Source organism: Glycomyces tritici (genome assembly GCF_030403505.1).
This window is the reverse complement of record NZ_JAUEMJ010000003.1, coordinates 562,212-578,928: the sequence shown is the minus strand read 5'-3', so window position 1 is coordinate 578,928 and position 16,717 is coordinate 562,212. Positions and strand designations below refer to the sequence as shown.

Here is a 16,717-nt window from a genome sequence, read left to right as displayed (position 1 = left end):
CTGTGGTCTTGTCAGTCGGTGGTGGCGGTCTCGCCGGCCGGCTCGGCGGCGGTCTCGGTCGCGGCGTTCCCGGTCTGCTTGACCCATTCGGGGTACTGGGCGATCCACTGGTCCATGGTGTCGTCCTGGAGGGCGCTCCAGAGGGCGTCGGCCGCGATCTGCTGCTCGCCCTCGGCGATCACCTCCGAATCGCCGACCTCGGTCTTCAGCGAGGTCGCCGGCACCCGGATCGAGGTGATGTCCTCGGGGTTGAGGTCGCGGAGGTTCATCGCCAGGTCGACGGCGGTCAGGCCGTCGGGGAGGTCGAGCGTGAGCTTGCCGTCCAGGCCCTCGAACAGGTCGGTGAGCTTCCCGACGTCCTTGTGGTAGCCGTCGGCCTTGAGTTCCTTGATGAGCGCCTTGATCGCCTGCTGCTGCATCGCCTGGCGCCCGTAGTCGCCGCCGAGGCCGTTCTCCCAGTCGGTCCAGCCGTACCGCTGCCGGATGAGGTCGAGCGACTCTTCCTTGTTGTAGTAGTTGCAGCCCTCGGGGAAGAAGCGCTTCTCGCCGTGGATCGAGGTGATGTCCTCCCACGGGCACAGCTCGATCTCGTCGACGAGGTCCACCAGGTCCATGAAGCCGTTGAAGTCGACGGTGGCGCCCATGTGGAACTCGACGCCGGTGAGGTTGTAGATCGTGTCGACCACGTTCGCTCGGGTCGTCTCCCAGTCGTCGCTGATCGACGCCGCGTGGTTGAGCTTCTGCATGCAGGTGTCGTTGCCCCAGTCGGGGCCGCAGTCGGGGATCTCGACGTACAGGTCCCGCGGCAGCGACACCATCGACACGTCGGTCAGGTCCTCGTTGACGTGCACCATGATCATGGTGTCCGAGCGGGTGGAGCCGCCCTGCTTGTCCACGCCGAGCACCAGGATGTTCAAGGGGCCGGAGATGTTCTCGACGTCCATGTCGGCCTGCGCGTCGCCGAGGATGTCCTCGTTCTCCAGCGCGTTGTTGGCGGTGCTCACACCGATCTGCGTGACCGCCGCCGCACCGCCGGCGATGACCATGGTCACCCCGCCCGCGTACAGCATTACGTGTGCCCACCAGGGGGCGCCGCTCTTGCCAGCCATGCTCCTCCAAGCGTCAGGTCAGCATTATTCACTATGCATAACGCTTTGATAAACGCGAGGGGTTGCGCCGATCGGGTTTCGCGAAGGCACCTCAGTTCGCCGTGGGTGCGTCGCCCGCCGGCTCCTCGCCGGCGGCCTGCCCCCCGTCGGCCGGGACGGCCGCGCAGTCCGGCTCCGAGTCGCCGCTGAGCCACTGCCCGTTCCCGCACGCCCACTCGTTGATGGCGTCGTCCGCGATCGCCTCCCACAGCGAGGCGGCCGCGGTCTCCTCGTCGGTGCCCTCGTGGATCAGCACGTACGAGGTGCCGTTCAGGTCGCCCACCGAGGAGGGCGTGCCGATCGAGATGATCTCGTTCGGGTCCACGTCGCGCATCTGCGTGATCAGGTCGATGAGGTTGTAGCCGCCCACGTCCAGGGTCAAGGCGTCCCCGAAGCTGCCCAGCAGCTCCACGGCCTTCGTCGGGTCGGTCGCGTAGCCCTTCTCCTTGGCCCGCTCCAGGATCTTCTTGATCGCCTGCTGCTGCATCTTCTGGCGGCCGAAGTCGCCCCAGACGCCGTTGGCGTAGTCCTCGTCCGTGTCCCACCCGTACCGCTGGCGCACCAGGTCCAGGGCGTCCGCCTTGTTGTACTCGGCGCAGCCCTCCGGGTAGGTCTTCTTGTCGCCGTGGATCGAGGTGATCTCGTGCCAGGGGCACAGCTCGATCGTGCCGAGCTCGTCGACCATGTCGAGGAATCCCTCGAAGTTCGCGATCGCGCCGCCGTCGAACTGGATCCCGGTCAGGTGCGTGATCGTCTCGGCGGTGTTCTGGAACGACTCGCCCCAGTCCTCGGAGTACGCGAACGCCTCGGTCAGCTTCGTCTCCGACGCCGGGACGCCCGAGGGGATCTCCACGTACAGGTCGCGCGGCAGCGAGATCATGCTGACCTGCGTGAGGTCCTCGTTGACGTGCACGATGATGTCGGCGTCCGTGCGGGCCTCGCCCCCGGCGCCCACGCGCTCGTCCGTGCCGAGCACCAGGAAGTTCAGCGGGCCCGTGATCTTCGCGCCCTCGTCGCTCTCGATCCGCTGGTCCCCGAGGAGGTCGGCCTGGTTCACCGAGTCCTCGACGACGTTCACGCTCACCTGGGCGGCGATCGCCCCGCCGCCGGAGACGACCATGACCATGGAGCCGGTGACGACCATGGCCTTCGCCCACCAGGGCGACGACGCCTTGGCGACGGCGTGCTTCATCGGGCTGCGCATTGCCTCTCCCGGAACGGTCTGCGGGGTGTCGAGGCGCCCGCGGGGGAGGCCGGCGCGCTCGGGGGACGCACGCGCAGGTCAGTCGGCGCGTGGCGTTCCAGGAACCATAGAGCATGAGCATCGCGTACATGCTTCCTCTACGGTCCGGCAGCCTTGCGGGACAGGATGAAAGGGATAAACGGCAGAAATAGAGTATGGCTCCCGCCACAACCAGCGTGAGGGCCGTTGCAATTGCCAGTTTCGCCGCGCTCAGTGGCCGCTCGCCCACCACCCGGCCGCTCTCGCCGTGCACCGCGACCATCCGCCGCCGCCCCCGGTGCGCGTGCGACACCAGCCACACCGGCAGCAGCACCAGCCGGTACCCCAGCCCGGAGTACGACGTCTCGATCGTCGGCACGTGCTGCTCGTCCCCGCCCACCCGCGCCCGCACCTCGCGCTCCACCTCGGCCGCCATCCGCGCCTTCGCCAGCTCCAGGCCCACCTCCGGCTCCAGCTCGTAGCCCTGCGTCCAGTACCCGTCGAGCATCCCCGGCTCGAACCACACCGCCGCGTCGAGCGACCAGTCCCGCAGCAGGTCGGCCAGGGCCGTCCCCTCCAGCCGCACCGTCGCCGCCACCGGCACCGCCGCGAAGTCCCGGTCCACCAGGCCCGCCGCCGGCGACCACCGGATCCCGCGTACCCGGCCGCTGCCGCCCTTCGCCCACTGGTAGTCGCCCCGCGCCGCCCGGTACCGCGACCGCGTGCGCGCCCCCCACACCCAGAACGGCAGGTACGCGCCCCGGAACGACTCCGACTCGTCGATCCGCCGGAACGCCCGCGGCGAGAACCAGGACCGCCGCGCCCAATCCCTCAGGATCAGCCGCGCCGCGGCCCGCTCCACCCGGAACGGCACGATCGCCTCCGGCGCGATCAGCGCCTCCGGGGTGTCGTCGGCGTACCGCAGCCGCGGCTTGGGCGCCAGCGCGGCCCAGTCCGGGTCCACGAGCCGCCGCGAGGCCGGGCGCCCGTGCAGCTCCGTGCCGCACGCGTCGCAGGCGAGGACCGTCGCGCCGGGGGCCGCCTGGAGCGGCTCACCGCAGGCGCTGCATGGGAGCACACTGTGCGGACTTCGAGGGAGCAAAGCCCACCATCCTTCCATTTCGGGCACTGCCTGTACTTTATGCGGCGCGGCCTGGGCTCGGAGGAAAACGGTTCGGGCGCTTGACTCTTCGAGAGCACAAGGCGAATGCGGTCACGGCGTGCGCCACTGGATATATCGGCTCCGCGGTGGCAGGATAGAGCGCGTGACGCCACGGAGGGGGATCACGTCTGCGCGTGATTATGCCGATCAGTACCGGCGTCTGCGCGCCCTGATGCGGTCGGGGCAGGTCGCCGAGGCCGTCGCCGAGGCCACCTGGATCGTCTACAACTCCGACACCGTGCACCAGCGGGCCCAGGCGTGGCTCTTCATCCTCCAGGGCCAGATCTCGCAGCGCGCGACCGACAAGATCCCCGGCACCATCGACCAGGCCGGGGCCGCGGTCTCCCGCTGCCAGGACCCCCGCCTCACCGGCAAGTACCACGCGCTGGCCGCCTGGTACTACCACCACTACATCAAGGCCCTCGGCCTCACCGCCGAGCAGCTGGTCCTCTCGCGCCGGGCCCTCCAGGCGATGACCGAGGAGAGCCAGGCCGCCGTCGACGCCTGGTACGACCTCGCGGTGATCCTCTCCAACTGCGGCTACCAGCAGCAGGCCTCGCACGCGCTGGACGAGTGCCACACCCTGGCCGAGCGCACCGGTGTGGGCCGCTCCTCGGTCGAGGGGGTCGAGGTCCGCGTCCGGGACGCCCTGCTGCGCTACTACACCGGTGACGCGCGGGCCTGCAACTACCTGCTGCTCAAGGAGTTGCGCCGGGTCAAGCCGAGCCTGCACGAGCTGGATGCGCGCGAGATCGAGTGGATCCACTACGCGCTGGCCCGGGTGAGCCTGCTCGGGGTGGGCGAGAACTGGACGGTCGACCACCTGCTGCCGGACGAGACCTCGTCGGTGGAGGCGATGGACCTGCGCACGCTCGCGCAGGCGTCCCGGCTCATCGCGCAGGCGCGGGGACTGGAGGCCCTCGAGGTGCTGGAGGCGCGCGACATCGGGGACGAGACCCTGGGCGTGATGGAGCCGCAGCACTTGAAGTCGCTGGCGCTGGTCGCGAAGGGCGACCATGCGGCGTCGATCCTGGCGGCGCACGCGACGACGTACGCGTTGTACAAGCAGATCAACGAATTCCATTCGATCTACCTGGACTCGGCCGGGGCGCTGGTGGACCGGGACCAGTTGCGGCGGGCGGTCGCGGGCTGGGCGGACCGGGCGAACACCGATGAGCTGACGGGTCTGCCGAACCGGCGCCGCCTCGACGAGTTCCTGTCCGGTGTGGACAGTGACGGGATGATCGCGGTGCTGGACCTGGACGGGTTCAAGGCGGTCAACGACACGCACGGGCACCAGGCGGGCGACACGATCCTGCAGCGGGTCGCCGCGCTCCTGTCGAGCGTGGTCCGCACGGGGGACCTGCTGGCGCGCACCGGCGGTGACGAGTTCATCCTGGTGCTGCCGGGCGCGACGGAGTACGACGCGGACGCGGTGTCGCAGCGCATCCGGGTGGCGGTGTCGAGCGAGAACTGGGAGTACTCGGTGCCGGGCACGCCCGTGGACGTGTCGATCGGGTGGGCGCGGCTGGCGGCCGGGGGCAACCCCACGCAGACGCTGTGGGCCGCCGACCAGGCGATGTACCAGATGAAGCGGTCGCGCAAGAGCTTCTGGGAGGGGAGCGGCTTAATGGCTCCCCGGCAGGGCCTCGGTCAGGGGCACGGCGCGTAGACCGCGTCGAGGTCGACGCCCGCGACGGCCCCCGCGAAGCCCTCCTCCGCGTAGTGCGCGCAGGCGGCGGCGACGTTGCCCGGATCGGCGGCGTAGTCGACGGCGAGGACGAGCTTCCCGGCGTCGTGGATCGCGCGCGTGTCGTCCAGGTTCTCGGCGCACCACTCCTCGGTGCAGGGCTCGTCGGCGTTGAGGAAGAACAGCTCCTCGATGCCGATGCCGTCGATCGCGTCGAGGTAGCCGGGGTACTCGCGCAGCTCGGGGGAGTTCTGCGGCAGGACGGCCAGGTGCTCGCCCGCGTAGGCGTCGACGGCGATGATCAGGTCGACCATCTTCTGCGCCAGCGACTCCCGGGTCTCGCCGGGGACGAGCGCGAGGTCGATCTCCTCGTAGGCGTTCGGCACGTCGAGGTACACGCCGTCGAATCCGGCGGCCATGGCCTGGTCGAGCCGCGGGCGCATGACGAGGTCCCACCAGCGCTGGTCCCAGTACTGGACGAAGTACTCGTCGGGCCAGTCGCCCCACTGGTTGAGGACCATGTCGGTGGCGGCGACGGCGTCGTGCTCGGGCCGGTAGGTCTCGATGGAGCCCATGGTGAAGTACGCGTAGACGCGCTTGCCGGAGTCCTTGAGGGCGGTGATCTCCTCGGCGGTGAAGTAGCCTTCGCCGCCGTCGCGGGCGAGGTCGATGACGGCCGCGTCGTGCGGGGCCGCGATGAGCGCGCCGAGCCCGTCGTCCTCGTAGCCGGAGAGCTGGTAGATCCAGGTCGCGGGCGCGTCGGCGGTGGGGGGCCCGACCGAGCCCGCGTCGGTCGGCGTCCCGGTCACCGACTCGATTCCCACGCCGCCGCCGGAGCAGGCGGCGAGCAGCAACGGCAGTGCGAGCAGCGCGGCACGGAGTCGTCTCATGCTGCGCAGGATAGTCAGTACGCGCTGATGGCCTCGGCGACCGCTTCGACGGCGAGGGCCCGCACCACGTCGACCGAGGCCTCCAGGTCGCCCGTGGAGGCCGCGACGAACGCGTCGCCGTCCATGCGCGTGTGCACCGGGCTGATCGCCTTCGCGAGGCCGTCGTGCGCGCCCTGCGCGACCAGGGCGCATTCGACCTTGTCGAGCCGGGCGTTGGTGACGACGACCCCGATGGTCGTGTTCCGCCCGAACGCGCCGGTCGCGAACCCCTCGGGCCGCAGCAGCTCCCGGTCGAGCGGCCCCGGTTCGCCGAACGCGTTCACCGCGGCGAGCGCGCACACCGCGACGGGCCCGGCCGACACGGTGGCCGTGCGCAGGCCTGACGGCAGTGTCACGCCTCTCCACTGGCCGACCGTCGCTCCCCGGCCCGCGCCGATCGGCCCGTCCAGGGCCGGTTCGAACGGCGCCATCGCGGCGTCGCACGCCTCGTAGCCTTGGGCCGCACCGGGAACGTTGCCCGAGCCGTCGAGGTCGAAGAGTCCGAGGGTCGGCACGATCGGCACCGGCCCGCCGGTGGTGAGGACGCCGCGGTCGTGCTCGGCCAGCCACTGCATGACGCCGTCGGCGGCGGCCAGCCCGAAGGCGGAACCGCCGGTGAGGAGCACCGCGTCGATGCCGGTGTTCGCGCGCAGGGGGTCGAGCAGCTCGATCTCGCGGCTGGCCGGGGCCCCGCCCCGCACTTCGCCCGAAGCGGTGGTGGCCTCATCGAACAGCAGCACCGTGCAGCCGGTGTGCTCGCCGGTCCAGTGACCGACGCGAACTCCCAAGTCCCGCATCCGGAAAGAGTACCGCCACGTCGCCGCGAACCGCCCCTCGAATTCAATAACCAAACGGTAACTAAGCTCTTTGTGGACAGTGTTGCGGGACACCTGTGACCCACGCAAAATACCTGGATTTACCGGACGCGCACGCCTTAGCATTGAATACGAAGCCGAGGGAAGCAGGAACGGGGCGGTGAACCCGCAAACGTTCTCTGAGCCCCGGCCCCGGAGGCGGTCCACCGCGATCGCACCGGATCCCGCCGTCGACAATGGCGTCATCGACGAGCGGTTCCCCAAGAAATACCAAAACCGGCTCACCCTGCCGGGAAGGAATCATCATGAACGAGCTCGTAGGTGCATACCTCGCAGTCGACGCCGCCAACACCGTTGCCACCTCGGCCCTGCCGAACGCCCCGGTCGTTGACGACGGGCGTGCCGACAAGCCTTACGCTTTCGGCGTCACCCGCCCGGAGAAGGTCCGCCTCTCGACCGCCGGCGTGCTCCGCCGGGCGGCCGACCGCCTCGAGGGCCGCGCCCTCGCCGGTCTGGCCCGCTAAGGAACCGAGGCGAGCGCGCCCACAAGGCGCCGGCCGAAGACTGAACTCGAAACCCACTAGAACGCGACGCGCTGCGGCTCCCCGAGAGTCGGGCGCGTTTCGCTTTCACCAGGCGGGCCCTGCCGCGAGGCGGGGCCCGCCTGCGGTGTTCCCGCACGCGAACGGGCCCCGGCCGCCCGGCCGGGGCCCGTTCACGTCAGGCCTACTCCTCGGCGCCGGCCTTGCGCTTGCGGGCCGTGAGGACCATGAGCACGATGCCGACGACGAGCACCAGCGCCGCGGCGCCGATGATCAGCCCGAGCGAGGCGCCGGTGTTCGGCAGGTTCCCCGAGCCGGAGCCCTTGGCGTTGAAGGTGAGCTTCGCCGTGTTGTTCGTCAGGTCGGCGTCGGTGAAGACGCTCTCCTGCACGGCCACGACGATCGTCCCGTCAGTGGCCTTTGCGTTGCCGGTGATCTTGACTTCCAGCGGGAACGTCACCGTCTCGCCCTGCTCGAGGTCGCCGAGGTGGCAGACGACGTCGGCGTCGTCGATCACGGCCTGGTCGACCTGGGGGAGGAAGTGATCCCAGTTCACCTCGTCGTAGCAGCCCCAGACCTGCTCGGCGCCGGGGACGAGCTCGACGCCCGTGGGCAGCGACACCAGGACGGCGCCGTGGCCCGGCCCGTCGGAGTGCGCGATGAGGTCGGCGGGCCCGTCGTTGTGGAACTCGACGTTCAGCGTGGTCGTGGTGCCCTTGGCGCCCTTGAGGTTCGTGTCCTCGACGAAGAGGTCCACCGGGTTCGCGCTGGTCTCGATCGTGATCGGGCCCCAGCTGTCGCTGCCGAACTCGGACTCGGGCTCGGTGACCTCGCGCAGTCCGAGGACGTCGTCCGAGTCGTCGAGGCCGCCGAAGCGGTCCTCGTACTCGGCCGCGTCGATCGGGTAGGCGTAGTAGGAGCAGTTGCAGACCTCGAACGGGCCGGGGGCGTCCTCGTCGACCTCGTAGAGGGCCGGGAGGGTCGGCGTGAAGACCGTGCCGGGCTCGTCCGGGGGATCGGTGACCGCGCAGGAGACGACCCATCCCGTGTCGATGCAGTTGGCGTAGTCGGCGACGACTTCGGCGCTCTGGTTGAACTCGGAGTCGGAGAACTCGATGACCACGGCCTCGGTGTAGTCCGGAAGCGGGTCCTCCTGGAGGATCTCGGGCCAGACCTCGACGGTCGTCCCGGGTGCGACGCCGGTGTACTCGACGGCGCCGTGGTCGTAGGGCAGGTCGGGGTCGCTGCCGTCCAACGCGAGGATCCGGACGTTCTTCGACTCGCTGGCGACCACTTCGCCGTCGACCGCGAGCTCGGCCGTGTACGGGTACGAGCCGGCGTTGGACGCGTCCGGCACCTCGACCTGGAACTCCCACTCGACGACGTCGGGGGCCTCGGTCTGGATGCAGTCGACCTCGGTGTGGGTCGAGTTCACGGCGCACAGCTCCCCGAGGTCGCCGCCGGTGAACCGGAAGGCGTCGTCGGGGGTGCCGATCGACAGCGACATGGTGACGGTGTGGTCGCCGGGGACGAAGTCGTCGCCGAAGACGGCGTTGAACTCCCGCAGGACCGGGCCCTCTTCGGACGGGAACGGGCCTTCGAAGTCGAGGTAGACCGAGGTGGGCGCGGGTACCTGGGCGGCGGCGGGCGCCGCGAGTCCCAGGGCGCCGAGGCCCGCGGCGACGGTGGCGGCGGTCAGGCGCGCGGCGACGCGTCCGGCCCGGGTGCTGCTTGGTTTCATGGGATCGTCCTTGCTGTGGTTCGGGGCGGTCCTCACGGGGCCGTGCGTCCGAAGTGGTGTCAATCACTTCACGCGCCCGTTTGGGGGCGCTTTGCAACCCGCACCCGGAAACTTCACGACCCGTTCACCTCGGCACACGGCAGGGGCGCCCGTCCGGCCGGACGGGCGCCCCTGACTCGCTTCGGTGCTACTCCTCGATCGCCCCAGCGGCGCCGGCCTTGCGGCGGCGGGCCGTGAGGGCCGTGAGCACGATGCCCGCGACCAGGACGAGCGCGGCGACGCCGACGATCATCCCCATCGAGGTGCCGGTCTTCGGGAGCTTCCCGGAGCCGCCCCCGTTGCCGTTCCCGTTCCCGTTACCGCTTCCGGTGCCGTTGACGGTGATGTCGGCGGTGTCGTTCTTCGCGTCGGCGTCGGCGATGCCGGGGTAGCCCTCGTCGTCGATCGCGGCGACCGTGAGCGTGCCCTTCGCCTTCGAGGCCGCGTCGGTGATCTTCACCGTGAACTCGAAGTCGAACGACTCACCGGCGCCGACGCTCCAGAAGAAGCAGACGAAGTCGGTCTTCGCCGGGTCGACCTGCGGGAAGGAGTGCTCGACCATCGGGTCGTCGGGCTCGAAGCAGGAGAGGTCGTCGCCGTCGCCGCCGGCCTCGACGAGTTCGAGGCCCTTCGGCAGCGAGCCGATGATCCCGTAGGAGCCGGGCCCGTCGAAGAACGAGGCGGCGTCGGCCGGGCCGAGGTTCTTCACCGGGACGGTGAGGGTGACCTCGTCGCCCTTCTTGCCCTTGGCGTTCGCGTCGGCGACGGACAGGTCGAACGGGTTCTCGGTGGTGCGGACGTCGATGTAGCCGGCCCAGCCGAAGTCGTCCGGGTCGTCCCCTTCGGACACGGTCTCGAAGCCGAGCTGGTCGCCCGTCTCGGTGTCGACGTCGCCGTACTCGTCCTCGAGCTCTGCGGCGGTCAGCGGGCGGACCTCGAAGCCGCACCCGCAGACGTCGAACGGCCCGGGGACCGTCTCGCCGACGCTGAACGAGATCGGGGAGTCGGGGGCGAAGGTCGTGCCCGGCTTGTCCTCGAAGTCGGTGACGATGCAGGTGACCCCGCCGTCGCCGTTCCAGTAGCCGTCGACGCAGTTCTCGTACGGGGCGCTCGCCTCGGCCAGGCCGGACATGATGTAGCCCGGCTCGGACACGCCGTAGGCCAGGGCCGCGGTGCCCGCGGGCAGGGCGTCGGTCTGGATGAAGGAGGGCGCCGTGTCGGCGGTGCCGCCGGGCTCGACCTCGACCTGGCCGTGGCCGTAGCGGAACGACTCGACCGAGTGCGCGCTGACCTCGATCACGTCGTCGGCCGTGGCGACGGTCGTGCCGTCCACCTTGAACTCGACGGTGTACTCGTAGTCGCCCGGTTCGGCTTCGAGGACGGCCGCGTAGTTGTAGTCGAAGGAGACGCTCTCGGCCGCGTCCGCGGTGCATTCGACGACCGTGCCCGCCGCGTTCGGCGCGCAGTCGTCGTCGTCATCGTTCTCGATGGCGAAGGTGCCGTCAGGCGCGTCGATCGTGATGAGCGCGGTGAGCGTGTGCCCGGCCGGGAACGCCTCGGTGAAGATGATCTGCGCGATGGCGAGCGTCGGCTCGTCGCCGACGGTGACCGGCGAGTAGTCCTCGACGATCGTCGATTCGACCTCGGGGGTCTGGGCGGCGGCGGGGGAGGCGAACGCGGCGACGGCGAGGCCGGCCGCCCCGGCAACGGTGAGCAACCGTTTTCCGGCTTGCTGAGGGTATGGCGAATGCATGGGTGCTTTCCTTTTTGGAGAGACCGCAGCGCCGTGGTCAGGGGCGATACCGGTCGAGGGTCCTATGAAAACAAGACGCAGCCCGTGACTCACCGGTTGCAAACCGCTCCGCGAATTTTTGCCGACGTGTGCAGGGCCACGCGAAAGGGCGCCCGACCCGCAGGCCGGACGCCCTCATTCGCTGATGCCGCAAGGCCTTCCGGCCAGGCTGCGTCCTACTTGTTCCACCCCGGGATCGGGAACGCCCGCGTGTGCTCGCGGATCTCGCCCGCGACCACGTCCAGCTCGGAGTCCTTGCCGTCCTTCGCCGCCGCGACGGCCCGGTCGATCCAGCCCGCGATGAGGTCCATGTCGCCCTCGGTCATGCCGCGGGTCGTCACCGAAGCGGTGCCGATGCGCAGGCCCGACGGGTCGAACGGCTTGCGCTGGTCGAACGGCACCGAGTTGAAGTTCAGCTCGATACCGGCCGCGTCCAGGGCCTTCGCCGCCGGCTTGCCGGGAATGTCCTTGCTGGTGAGGTCGACCAGGATCAGGTGGTTGTCGGTGCCGCCCGAGACCAGGTCGAACCCGCGCGAAGTCAGGCCCGCCGCGAGCGCCTTCGCGTTCTTGACGATCTGCGCCGCGTACTCCTTGAAGGAGTCCTTCGCGGCCTCCTTCAGCGCCACCGCGATCGCCGCGGTGGTGTGGTTGTGCGGGCCGCCCTGGAGGCCCGGGAAGACCGCCTTGTCGATGGCCTTCGCGTGCTCCTCCTTGGTGAGGATCATCGCGCCGCGCGGACCGCGCAGGGTCTTGTGCGTGGTGGTGGTGACGACGTCCGCGAGCCCGACCGGGGTCGGGTGCGCCCCGCCGGCCACGAGGCCGGCGATGTGCGCGATGTCGGCCATGAGGACCGCGCCGACCTCGTCCGCGATGGCCTTGAAGCCCGCGAAGTCGACGGTGCGGGGGATCGCGGTGCCGCCGCAGATGATCATCTTCGGGCGCTCGGCCCGGGCGATCTCGGCGACCTCGTCCAGGTCGATGCGGCCGGTGTCGCGGCGGACCCCGTAGTGCACGGCGTCGAACCACTTGCCCGTGGCCGAGACCTTCGCCCCGTGGGTCAGGTGCCCGCCCGCGGGCAGGCCCATGCCGAGGACCTTGTCGCCCGGGTTCAGGAACGCCATGTAGACGGCCAGGTTCGCCGGCGAGCCGGAGTACGGCTGGACGTTCGCGTGGTCGGCCCCGAAGAGGGCCTTCGCCCGGTCGATGGCCAGCTGCTCGACGACGTCGATGAACTGCTGGCCCTCGTAGTAGCGCTTCCCGGCGTACCCCTCGGAGTACTTGTTGGTCAGGATCGACCCCGTCGCCTCCATGACCGCCTGGGACACGTAGTTCTCGGACGCGATGAGACGGATCTTCTCCGACTCGCGTCGCCCCTCGTTCTCGATGGCCTGTTCGATCTCGGGGTCGATGGCCGCGAGCGAAGCGGTGAGGGCCTCGTAGGCGTCGGACATGCAATGCTCCTCGCTGATCGGCATGATCTCGCACGGCGACCGGGCAGGTGGCCTTGATGATGCGAGCATAGCCGGGCCTTCTGAGCTGGGCACCCCGCATTTCCTCACCTGTGAGACGGCCCGGCTTCGGGGCGGCGCCGGCCGGCGGCCCGCAGGCGGCCCCGGGGGCGTCGGCGGGCCGCGCAGGGACACCGCAGAGGCATGCCCGCAGGCCGCGCAGGGACATCGTCGGGCCCGCCGGCGCGCACCTCGCGCGACCTCACCCGATCGCCCGTCCGAGACTCCATTGCGTACACGCAGTACGGTGCGACGTATGTCACCTAGATACGCCGCGAAGACCGTCGGCGCCGGGTTCGCGGTCGCGGCGCTCGCCGCGCTCGCGCAGCTCGGGCTGGCCTACGGCTTCGGGCTCCTCTCCTGGGCTGACGCCGCCCCCGGCGCCGCCGACCCCGTCCTCGAGTTCCGCTGGAACGCCAACCTCGCATGGGTGGCCTGGTTCTCGGCCGCCTCGTGCCTGATCGGAGGCCTCGCCTCGGGCGCGATCGGCTCCCGAGCCGCGCGGCTCGGGACCGCAACGCGAGTCGGCGCCGTCTTGGCGGGCGCTGCGGGGGCCTTTCTCGTCGGGCCGCTCGTGTCGCTCTCAGCCGAGCAGGGCGCCGGGTTCGAGGCCTTCCCGACCGACCCGCTCATCGCCGCCGGGCTCGGCTCCCTGGTCGGCTTCGCCCTGGCGCTCATCGGACTGAGCTCGCGCTCGGTCGCGGTGAACGTCGGCGCCTCGGTCGCTCTGGTGTGGCTGCTGGCGATCCTGTCCGTGTTCATCGACGTCGGCGACCGCGTCTCCCCCGTCCACGAACTCGCCGTCTGGGGATCCTGGGCGGGCCCGGACACCATCCTGGGGCGGCGCGGCCTCACGATCGCGGTCCCGTTCATCATCGGCTCGGCCGTCATCGGCGTGGTCGTCGCCTTCCTCGCCCGGCGCGGGCCGATCACCAGCTCCGGCTACCGCATCGCCGCGGCCTCCGGGATCGCCGGGCCGCTCATCGTCACCGCCGCGCACATGGTCGCCGGGCTCACCCCGGTCGACGACGCCCAGTCGATGTCCGTCCTCCTGGTCGGCCCTTACGCGGCCATCGCCGGGCTCCTCGGGTCGCTGGTCGTGTGCGCCCTGCCGAAGGCCGGCGGGCAGATCGACGACCGTCCCGAGGATCGCGAGCCGGTGCCGCCCGGGCTGGTCGAGTCGGTGCCCGGCTGGACGGTGCCCGAACCGGCTTCGGCCTACGACGACGCGCAGTTCGGCGACACGAAGGATCTGCCGGCGAAGTTCCCGCCCGAGCAGCCCAAGCGCCCTTCGCGGCGCGAGGCCCGGGCCGCCAAGCAGGCCGCGAAGCACGACGAGCAGAAGCGCGCCGACTGGGAGCCGCAGGAGGGCGACGACGAGCCGAACGCGGACGTCGACTGGGTCCAGGAACTCAAGGCCGTCGACATGAGCGACACCGAGCCCGAGCCGGAGAAGCCCAAGCCGGCGCGGCGCGCCAAGAAGGCCGTCGGCCGCACCCGCCGCAAGATCGACTCCGGTGAGGCGACCGATCCGGACGAATCCTGACCACCACCCCCGGAAACGGGAGCGGCCGGGCCCTGTCGGGCCCGGCCGCTCTCATCTGCTCATACCTCCCAGTCGTGCACCGGCCTGCCGTCGGCGGATCGGGCCGCGTAGTCGAGCACCATGGCCCGCAGCGCGTCCCGCCGCTCCAGCCGCTGCCGGTGCTCGGCCACCTGCACGCGCGCGACCTGCCAGGTCGAGCCGTTCACGCCCCGGCGGCACCGCGCCTCGATGACCCCGAGGTAGCGCCCGATGTCCCGGCTCACCACGCCCATCGCGGCGAGCCCTTCGGCCGCGGCGGGCAGCAGCTCCTCCAGGACCAGCGCCCGCACCGGGACGAGCCCGCGCCCGGGCCACCACTGGTCGGCCTGGATGCCGTGCCGCGCCGCCGAGCGGAAGTTCGCCGCCGCCCGGTCGAAGTCCATCCGCTCGCTGAGCGGGACCGGCGCGTTCGCGTAGTGCACCACCAGGCCGTAGAACAGCGCCATGTTCGCGCAGATGTCCACGGCTGTCGGCCCCGCCGCGACCACCCGGTTCTCCACCCGCACATGCGGGCGGCCCGAGCAGACGTCGTAGACCGGGCGGTTCCACCGGTACACCGTCCCGTTGTGGTACCGCAGTTCGCGAAGCGACGGCACCCCGCCGGCCGCGGTCACCGCGAGCGGGTCCTCCTCGTCGCAAAGCGGTAAAAGCGGCGCGAAATGCCGGTAGTTCTCGTCGAACAGCTCCAGCACCCCGTCGATCCACCGCTCCCCGAACCACGCCCGCGGTTTCGCGCCCGCCTTGCGCTGGTTCGCCCGCCGCGTGTCGGTGCCCTGCTCGAACAGGATCACCCGCGTCTCGGCCCACAGCTGCCGCCCGAACAGGTACGGCGAGTTCGCACCCGTCGCCACCTGGACGCCCGCGATCGCCTGCGCCGCGTTCCAGTACCGCGCGAAGTCCTCAGGGGACACCTGCAGGTGGAACTGCACCGACGTGTTCGCCGCCTCCGGCGCGATCGTCGACGACGTGTAGTCGACGGACTCGGCCCCGCGGATGTCGATCCGCAGGTCCTCCCCGCGCTGCGACATGATCTCGTCGTTGAGGATGCGGTACCGCTTGGTGCGCGAGAGCGCGTCGACGCCCATGTGGTCGGTGTACAGGGTGGGCATCGTCCCGATGGGGCAGACCTGCACTCCGGCCTTGTCGCCGGCCTCCCGCACCTCCGACAGCACGGCCGCCAGATCGCTCTCGTACCAGGAGATCCCGGCCCCGTCGAGGAGCCGCGGCGGCAGGTTCAGCTCGATGTTGAAGGCGCCCAGTTCATGTTGAGCGCCGTAGAGCGCGTCCTCCTCGCCCGAGGTGTGCAGGTGCTCCAGCACCGAATCGTTCGCGAACGCCGGGTCCCCGTTCGGCTCTACCAGGTCGAGCTCGAGCTCGAGTCCCGTCATGGGCCGGTCCCGGTCGAGACGCCGGTCGGTCAGCAGCTGCGCGAGGGCCGTCCGACCTGCCTGGAGTCTCGCCGTGTACGCGGGATGATCCCAGTGCCGCAGGGCAGAACCGGTCACCTCGTCCCCCATATTTTCCTCCCCAGGAATGAAAGGTCCATCAACCTTAAGACTTTCGGTCATGTGCTGGCTACCAAGGGAGAAGCACTTTCGTCCCAAATGGTGTGGATCGCGCTCATATTAGGGACCGGGGTTCGGTTGTAGTGTCGGGATCTTGACACAACAGGGTTTCGGAAGTTCACTATCTGTATCAAGGCAGCTCACGCCTTGCGTCATCCAGAACACGTTCCGCGGCCGGACGGAGACGCTTCGTGCGCCCTATAGGATGCCCGCGTGACCGACCAGCGCCCGCCCCACCGGCCCGCCGACTTCCTCGCCGCCCACCGCGGCGGAGGCCTCGCCACCCTCCTCGACCAGCGCGGCGCCGCTTACTTCGCTTACGCCGCTTGGCGAATGGGTCTCAAGCCCACGCACCTCTCGTTCGCGAACCTGCTGCTCGGCGTGGGCATCAGCGTCGGCGTCATCGCCTACATCCCGGCCGCGCAGGACGGCGCGCCGTGGTGGCCGGTGGCCGTCGCCGCGCTGGTGGTCTGGCAGGTCGCCTACATGCTCGACTGCGCCGACGGCCAGCTCGCGCGCGTCACCGGCACCGGCTCCGAGGCGGGCGCGCGCGTCGACATCCTGTGCGACATCGCGATCCAGGCGTCGGTGGTCTCCGTGGTGGTGGCCGTGACCAGTGCCTACACGCCCGAGCTGCCGGCATGGTGCGGCGCGGCCTTCGCGGCCCTGTGGATGACGAACCTCGTCACCGCGGTGATGGCCAAAGAGGACGACGGCGTCTCGATGGTGAAGAGCACCAGCATCATCGTGCGGCTGATCAAGCTGGTGCGCGACTACGGCTTCATCATCGTGGTGATCGCCCTGGCCCTGATCTGGCCCGAGCTCATGGCGGTCGTGCTGCTCGGCTTCGGCGCGGTGAACGCGCTGTTCCTGCTGGCGAGCATCGCGAGCAACGCCCGCGCGTCCCTGCGCTAGATCCCGTCCCGCGCTCGGGGGTTCGCCGCCTCGCGGCAGCGCCTGCGCGTCCCTGCGCTGAGCA

Annotated in this window: 13 protein-coding genes; 5 read left to right on the top strand and 8 right to left on the bottom strand. The window is 70.3% G+C overall.

The annotated features are described in order from the left end of the window. Positions 1-11: 11 nt before the first annotated feature. Both QWI33_RS13050 and QWI33_RS13045 read right to left on the bottom strand, forming a co-directional pair. The gene (locus QWI33_RS13050; protein WP_289957578.1) at positions 12-1,109 is read right to left on the bottom strand and encodes an LCP family protein; all 1,098 of its coding nucleotides are present in this window, start codon (positions 1,107-1,109) and stop codon (positions 12-14) included. A 91-nt stretch (positions 1,110-1,200) separates the two neighbouring features. Continuing rightward, entirely contained in the window at positions 1,201-2,352 is a 1,152-nt protein-coding gene (locus tag QWI33_RS13045) for an LCP family protein (RefSeq protein ID WP_289957577.1), read from the bottom strand. Between the two features lie 194 nt (positions 2,353-2,546). Here QWI33_RS13045 and QWI33_RS13040 point away from each other — a divergent pair, with 194 nt between their 5' ends. Beyond that, the gene (locus tag QWI33_RS13040; protein ID WP_289957576.1) at positions 2,547-2,852 is read left to right on the top strand and encodes a hypothetical protein; all 306 of its coding nucleotides are present in this window, start codon (positions 2,547-2,549) and stop codon (positions 2,850-2,852) included. Between the two features lie 852 nt (positions 2,853-3,704). Then, positions 3,705-5,204 carry a GGDEF domain-containing protein gene (locus tag QWI33_RS13035; RefSeq protein ID WP_289957575.1) on the top strand — a complete coding sequence of 500 codons (1,500 nt, stop codon included), beginning with the start codon at positions 3,705-3,707 and terminating at the stop codon, positions 5,202-5,204. On the opposite strand, the gene QWI33_RS13030 is transcribed toward QWI33_RS13035, so the two are convergent. Continuing rightward, positions 5,186-6,112 carry a glycoside hydrolase family 191 protein gene (locus QWI33_RS13030; RefSeq protein WP_289957574.1) on the bottom strand — a complete coding sequence of 309 codons (927 nt, stop codon included), beginning with the start codon at positions 6,110-6,112 and terminating at the stop codon, positions 5,186-5,188. The genes QWI33_RS13035 and QWI33_RS13030 overlap by 19 nt on opposite strands. A 14-nt stretch (positions 6,113-6,126) precedes the next feature. After that, positions 6,127-6,948: a P1 family peptidase gene (locus tag QWI33_RS13025; RefSeq protein WP_289957573.1), complete on the bottom strand. Its 822-nt coding sequence runs from the start codon at positions 6,946-6,948 to the stop codon at positions 6,127-6,129. A gap of 323 nt (positions 6,949-7,271) precedes the next feature. Between QWI33_RS13025 and QWI33_RS13020 the strand changes: the two genes are divergently transcribed. Further along, positions 7,272-7,490 carry a hypothetical protein gene (locus QWI33_RS13020; protein WP_270118310.1) on the top strand — a complete coding sequence of 73 codons (219 nt, stop codon included), beginning with the start codon at positions 7,272-7,274 and terminating at the stop codon, positions 7,488-7,490. A 202-nt stretch (positions 7,491-7,692) separates the two neighbouring features. On the opposite strand, the gene QWI33_RS13015 is transcribed toward QWI33_RS13020, so the two are convergent. From QWI33_RS13015 to glyA, 3 genes are all read right to left on the bottom strand, one after another. Next, positions 7,693-9,249 (bottom strand): hypothetical protein, encoded by a 1,557-nt coding sequence (locus tag QWI33_RS13015; protein ID WP_289957572.1) that lies wholly within the window; start codon positions 9,247-9,249, stop codon positions 7,693-7,695. A gap of 187 nt (positions 9,250-9,436) precedes the next feature. Beyond that, positions 9,437-11,005, bottom strand: a complete 1,569-nt coding sequence (locus QWI33_RS13010) for an LPXTG cell wall anchor domain-containing protein (protein ID WP_289957571.1) — start codon at positions 11,003-11,005, stop codon at positions 9,437-9,439. Positions 11,006-11,256: 251 nt separating this feature from the next. After that, positions 11,257-12,531: a serine hydroxymethyltransferase gene (gene glyA, locus QWI33_RS13005; RefSeq protein ID WP_289957570.1), complete on the bottom strand. Its 1,275-nt coding sequence runs from the start codon at positions 12,529-12,531 to the stop codon at positions 11,257-11,259. Between the two features lie 313 nt (positions 12,532-12,844). On the opposite strand from glyA, the gene QWI33_RS13000 reads away from it, so the two are divergent. Next, the gene (locus QWI33_RS13000) at positions 12,845-14,134 is read left to right on the top strand and encodes a hypothetical protein (RefSeq protein WP_289957569.1); all 1,290 of its coding nucleotides are present in this window, start codon (positions 12,845-12,847) and stop codon (positions 14,132-14,134) included. Positions 14,135-14,193: 59 nt separating this feature from the next. Here QWI33_RS13000 and QWI33_RS12995 read toward each other — a convergent pair whose 3' ends face one another. Next, positions 14,194-15,690 carry a glutamate-cysteine ligase family protein gene (locus QWI33_RS12995; RefSeq protein WP_435367577.1) on the bottom strand — a complete coding sequence of 499 codons (1,497 nt, stop codon included), beginning with the start codon at positions 15,688-15,690 and terminating at the stop codon, positions 14,194-14,196. Positions 15,691-15,951: 261 nt separating this feature from the next. Here QWI33_RS12995 and QWI33_RS12990 point away from each other — a divergent pair, with 261 nt between their 5' ends. After that, complete coding sequence (locus QWI33_RS12990) at positions 15,952-16,653, top strand: CDP-alcohol phosphatidyltransferase family protein (protein ID WP_289957567.1); 702 nt, start codon at positions 15,952-15,954, stop codon at positions 16,651-16,653. The last annotated feature ends 64 nt before the right edge of the window (positions 16,654-16,717 follow it).

Bases quoted from the DNA above. Each gene is read 5' to 3' on its own strand.
- QWI33_RS13050 (WP_289957578.1), bottom strand. From the start codon at position 1,109: ATGGCTGGCAAGAGCGGCGCCCCCTGGTGGGCACACGTAATGCTGTAC.
- QWI33_RS13045 (WP_289957577.1), bottom strand. From the start codon at position 2,352: ATGCGCAGCCCGATGAAGCACGCCGTCGCCAAGGCGTCGTCGCCCTGG.
- QWI33_RS13040 (WP_289957576.1), top strand. From the start codon at position 2,547: ATGGCTCCCGCCACAACCAGCGTGAGGGCCGTTGCAATTGCCAGTTTC.
- QWI33_RS13035 (WP_289957575.1), top strand. From the start codon at position 3,705: ATGCGGTCGGGGCAGGTCGCCGAGGCCGTCGCCGAGGCCACCTGGATC.
- QWI33_RS13030 (WP_289957574.1), bottom strand. From the start codon at position 6,112: ATGAGACGACTCCGTGCCGCGCTGCTCGCACTGCCGTTGCTGCTCGCC.
- QWI33_RS13025 (WP_289957573.1), bottom strand. From the start codon at position 6,948: ATGCGGGACTTGGGAGTTCGCGTCGGTCACTGGACCGGCGAGCACACC.
- QWI33_RS13020 (WP_270118310.1), top strand. From the start codon at position 7,272: ATGAACGAGCTCGTAGGTGCATACCTCGCAGTCGACGCCGCCAACACC.
- QWI33_RS13015 (WP_289957572.1), bottom strand. From the start codon at position 9,249: ATGAAACCAAGCAGCACCCGGGCCGGACGCGTCGCCGCGCGCCTGACC.
- glyA (WP_289957570.1), bottom strand. From the start codon at position 12,531: ATGTCCGACGCCTACGAGGCCCTCACCGCTTCGCTCGCGGCCATCGAC.
- QWI33_RS13000 (WP_289957569.1), top strand. From the start codon at position 12,845: ATGTCACCTAGATACGCCGCGAAGACCGTCGGCGCCGGGTTCGCGGTC.
- QWI33_RS12995 (WP_435367577.1), bottom strand. From the start codon at position 15,690: ATGGGGGACGAGGTGACCGGTTCTGCCCTGCGGCACTGGGATCATCCC.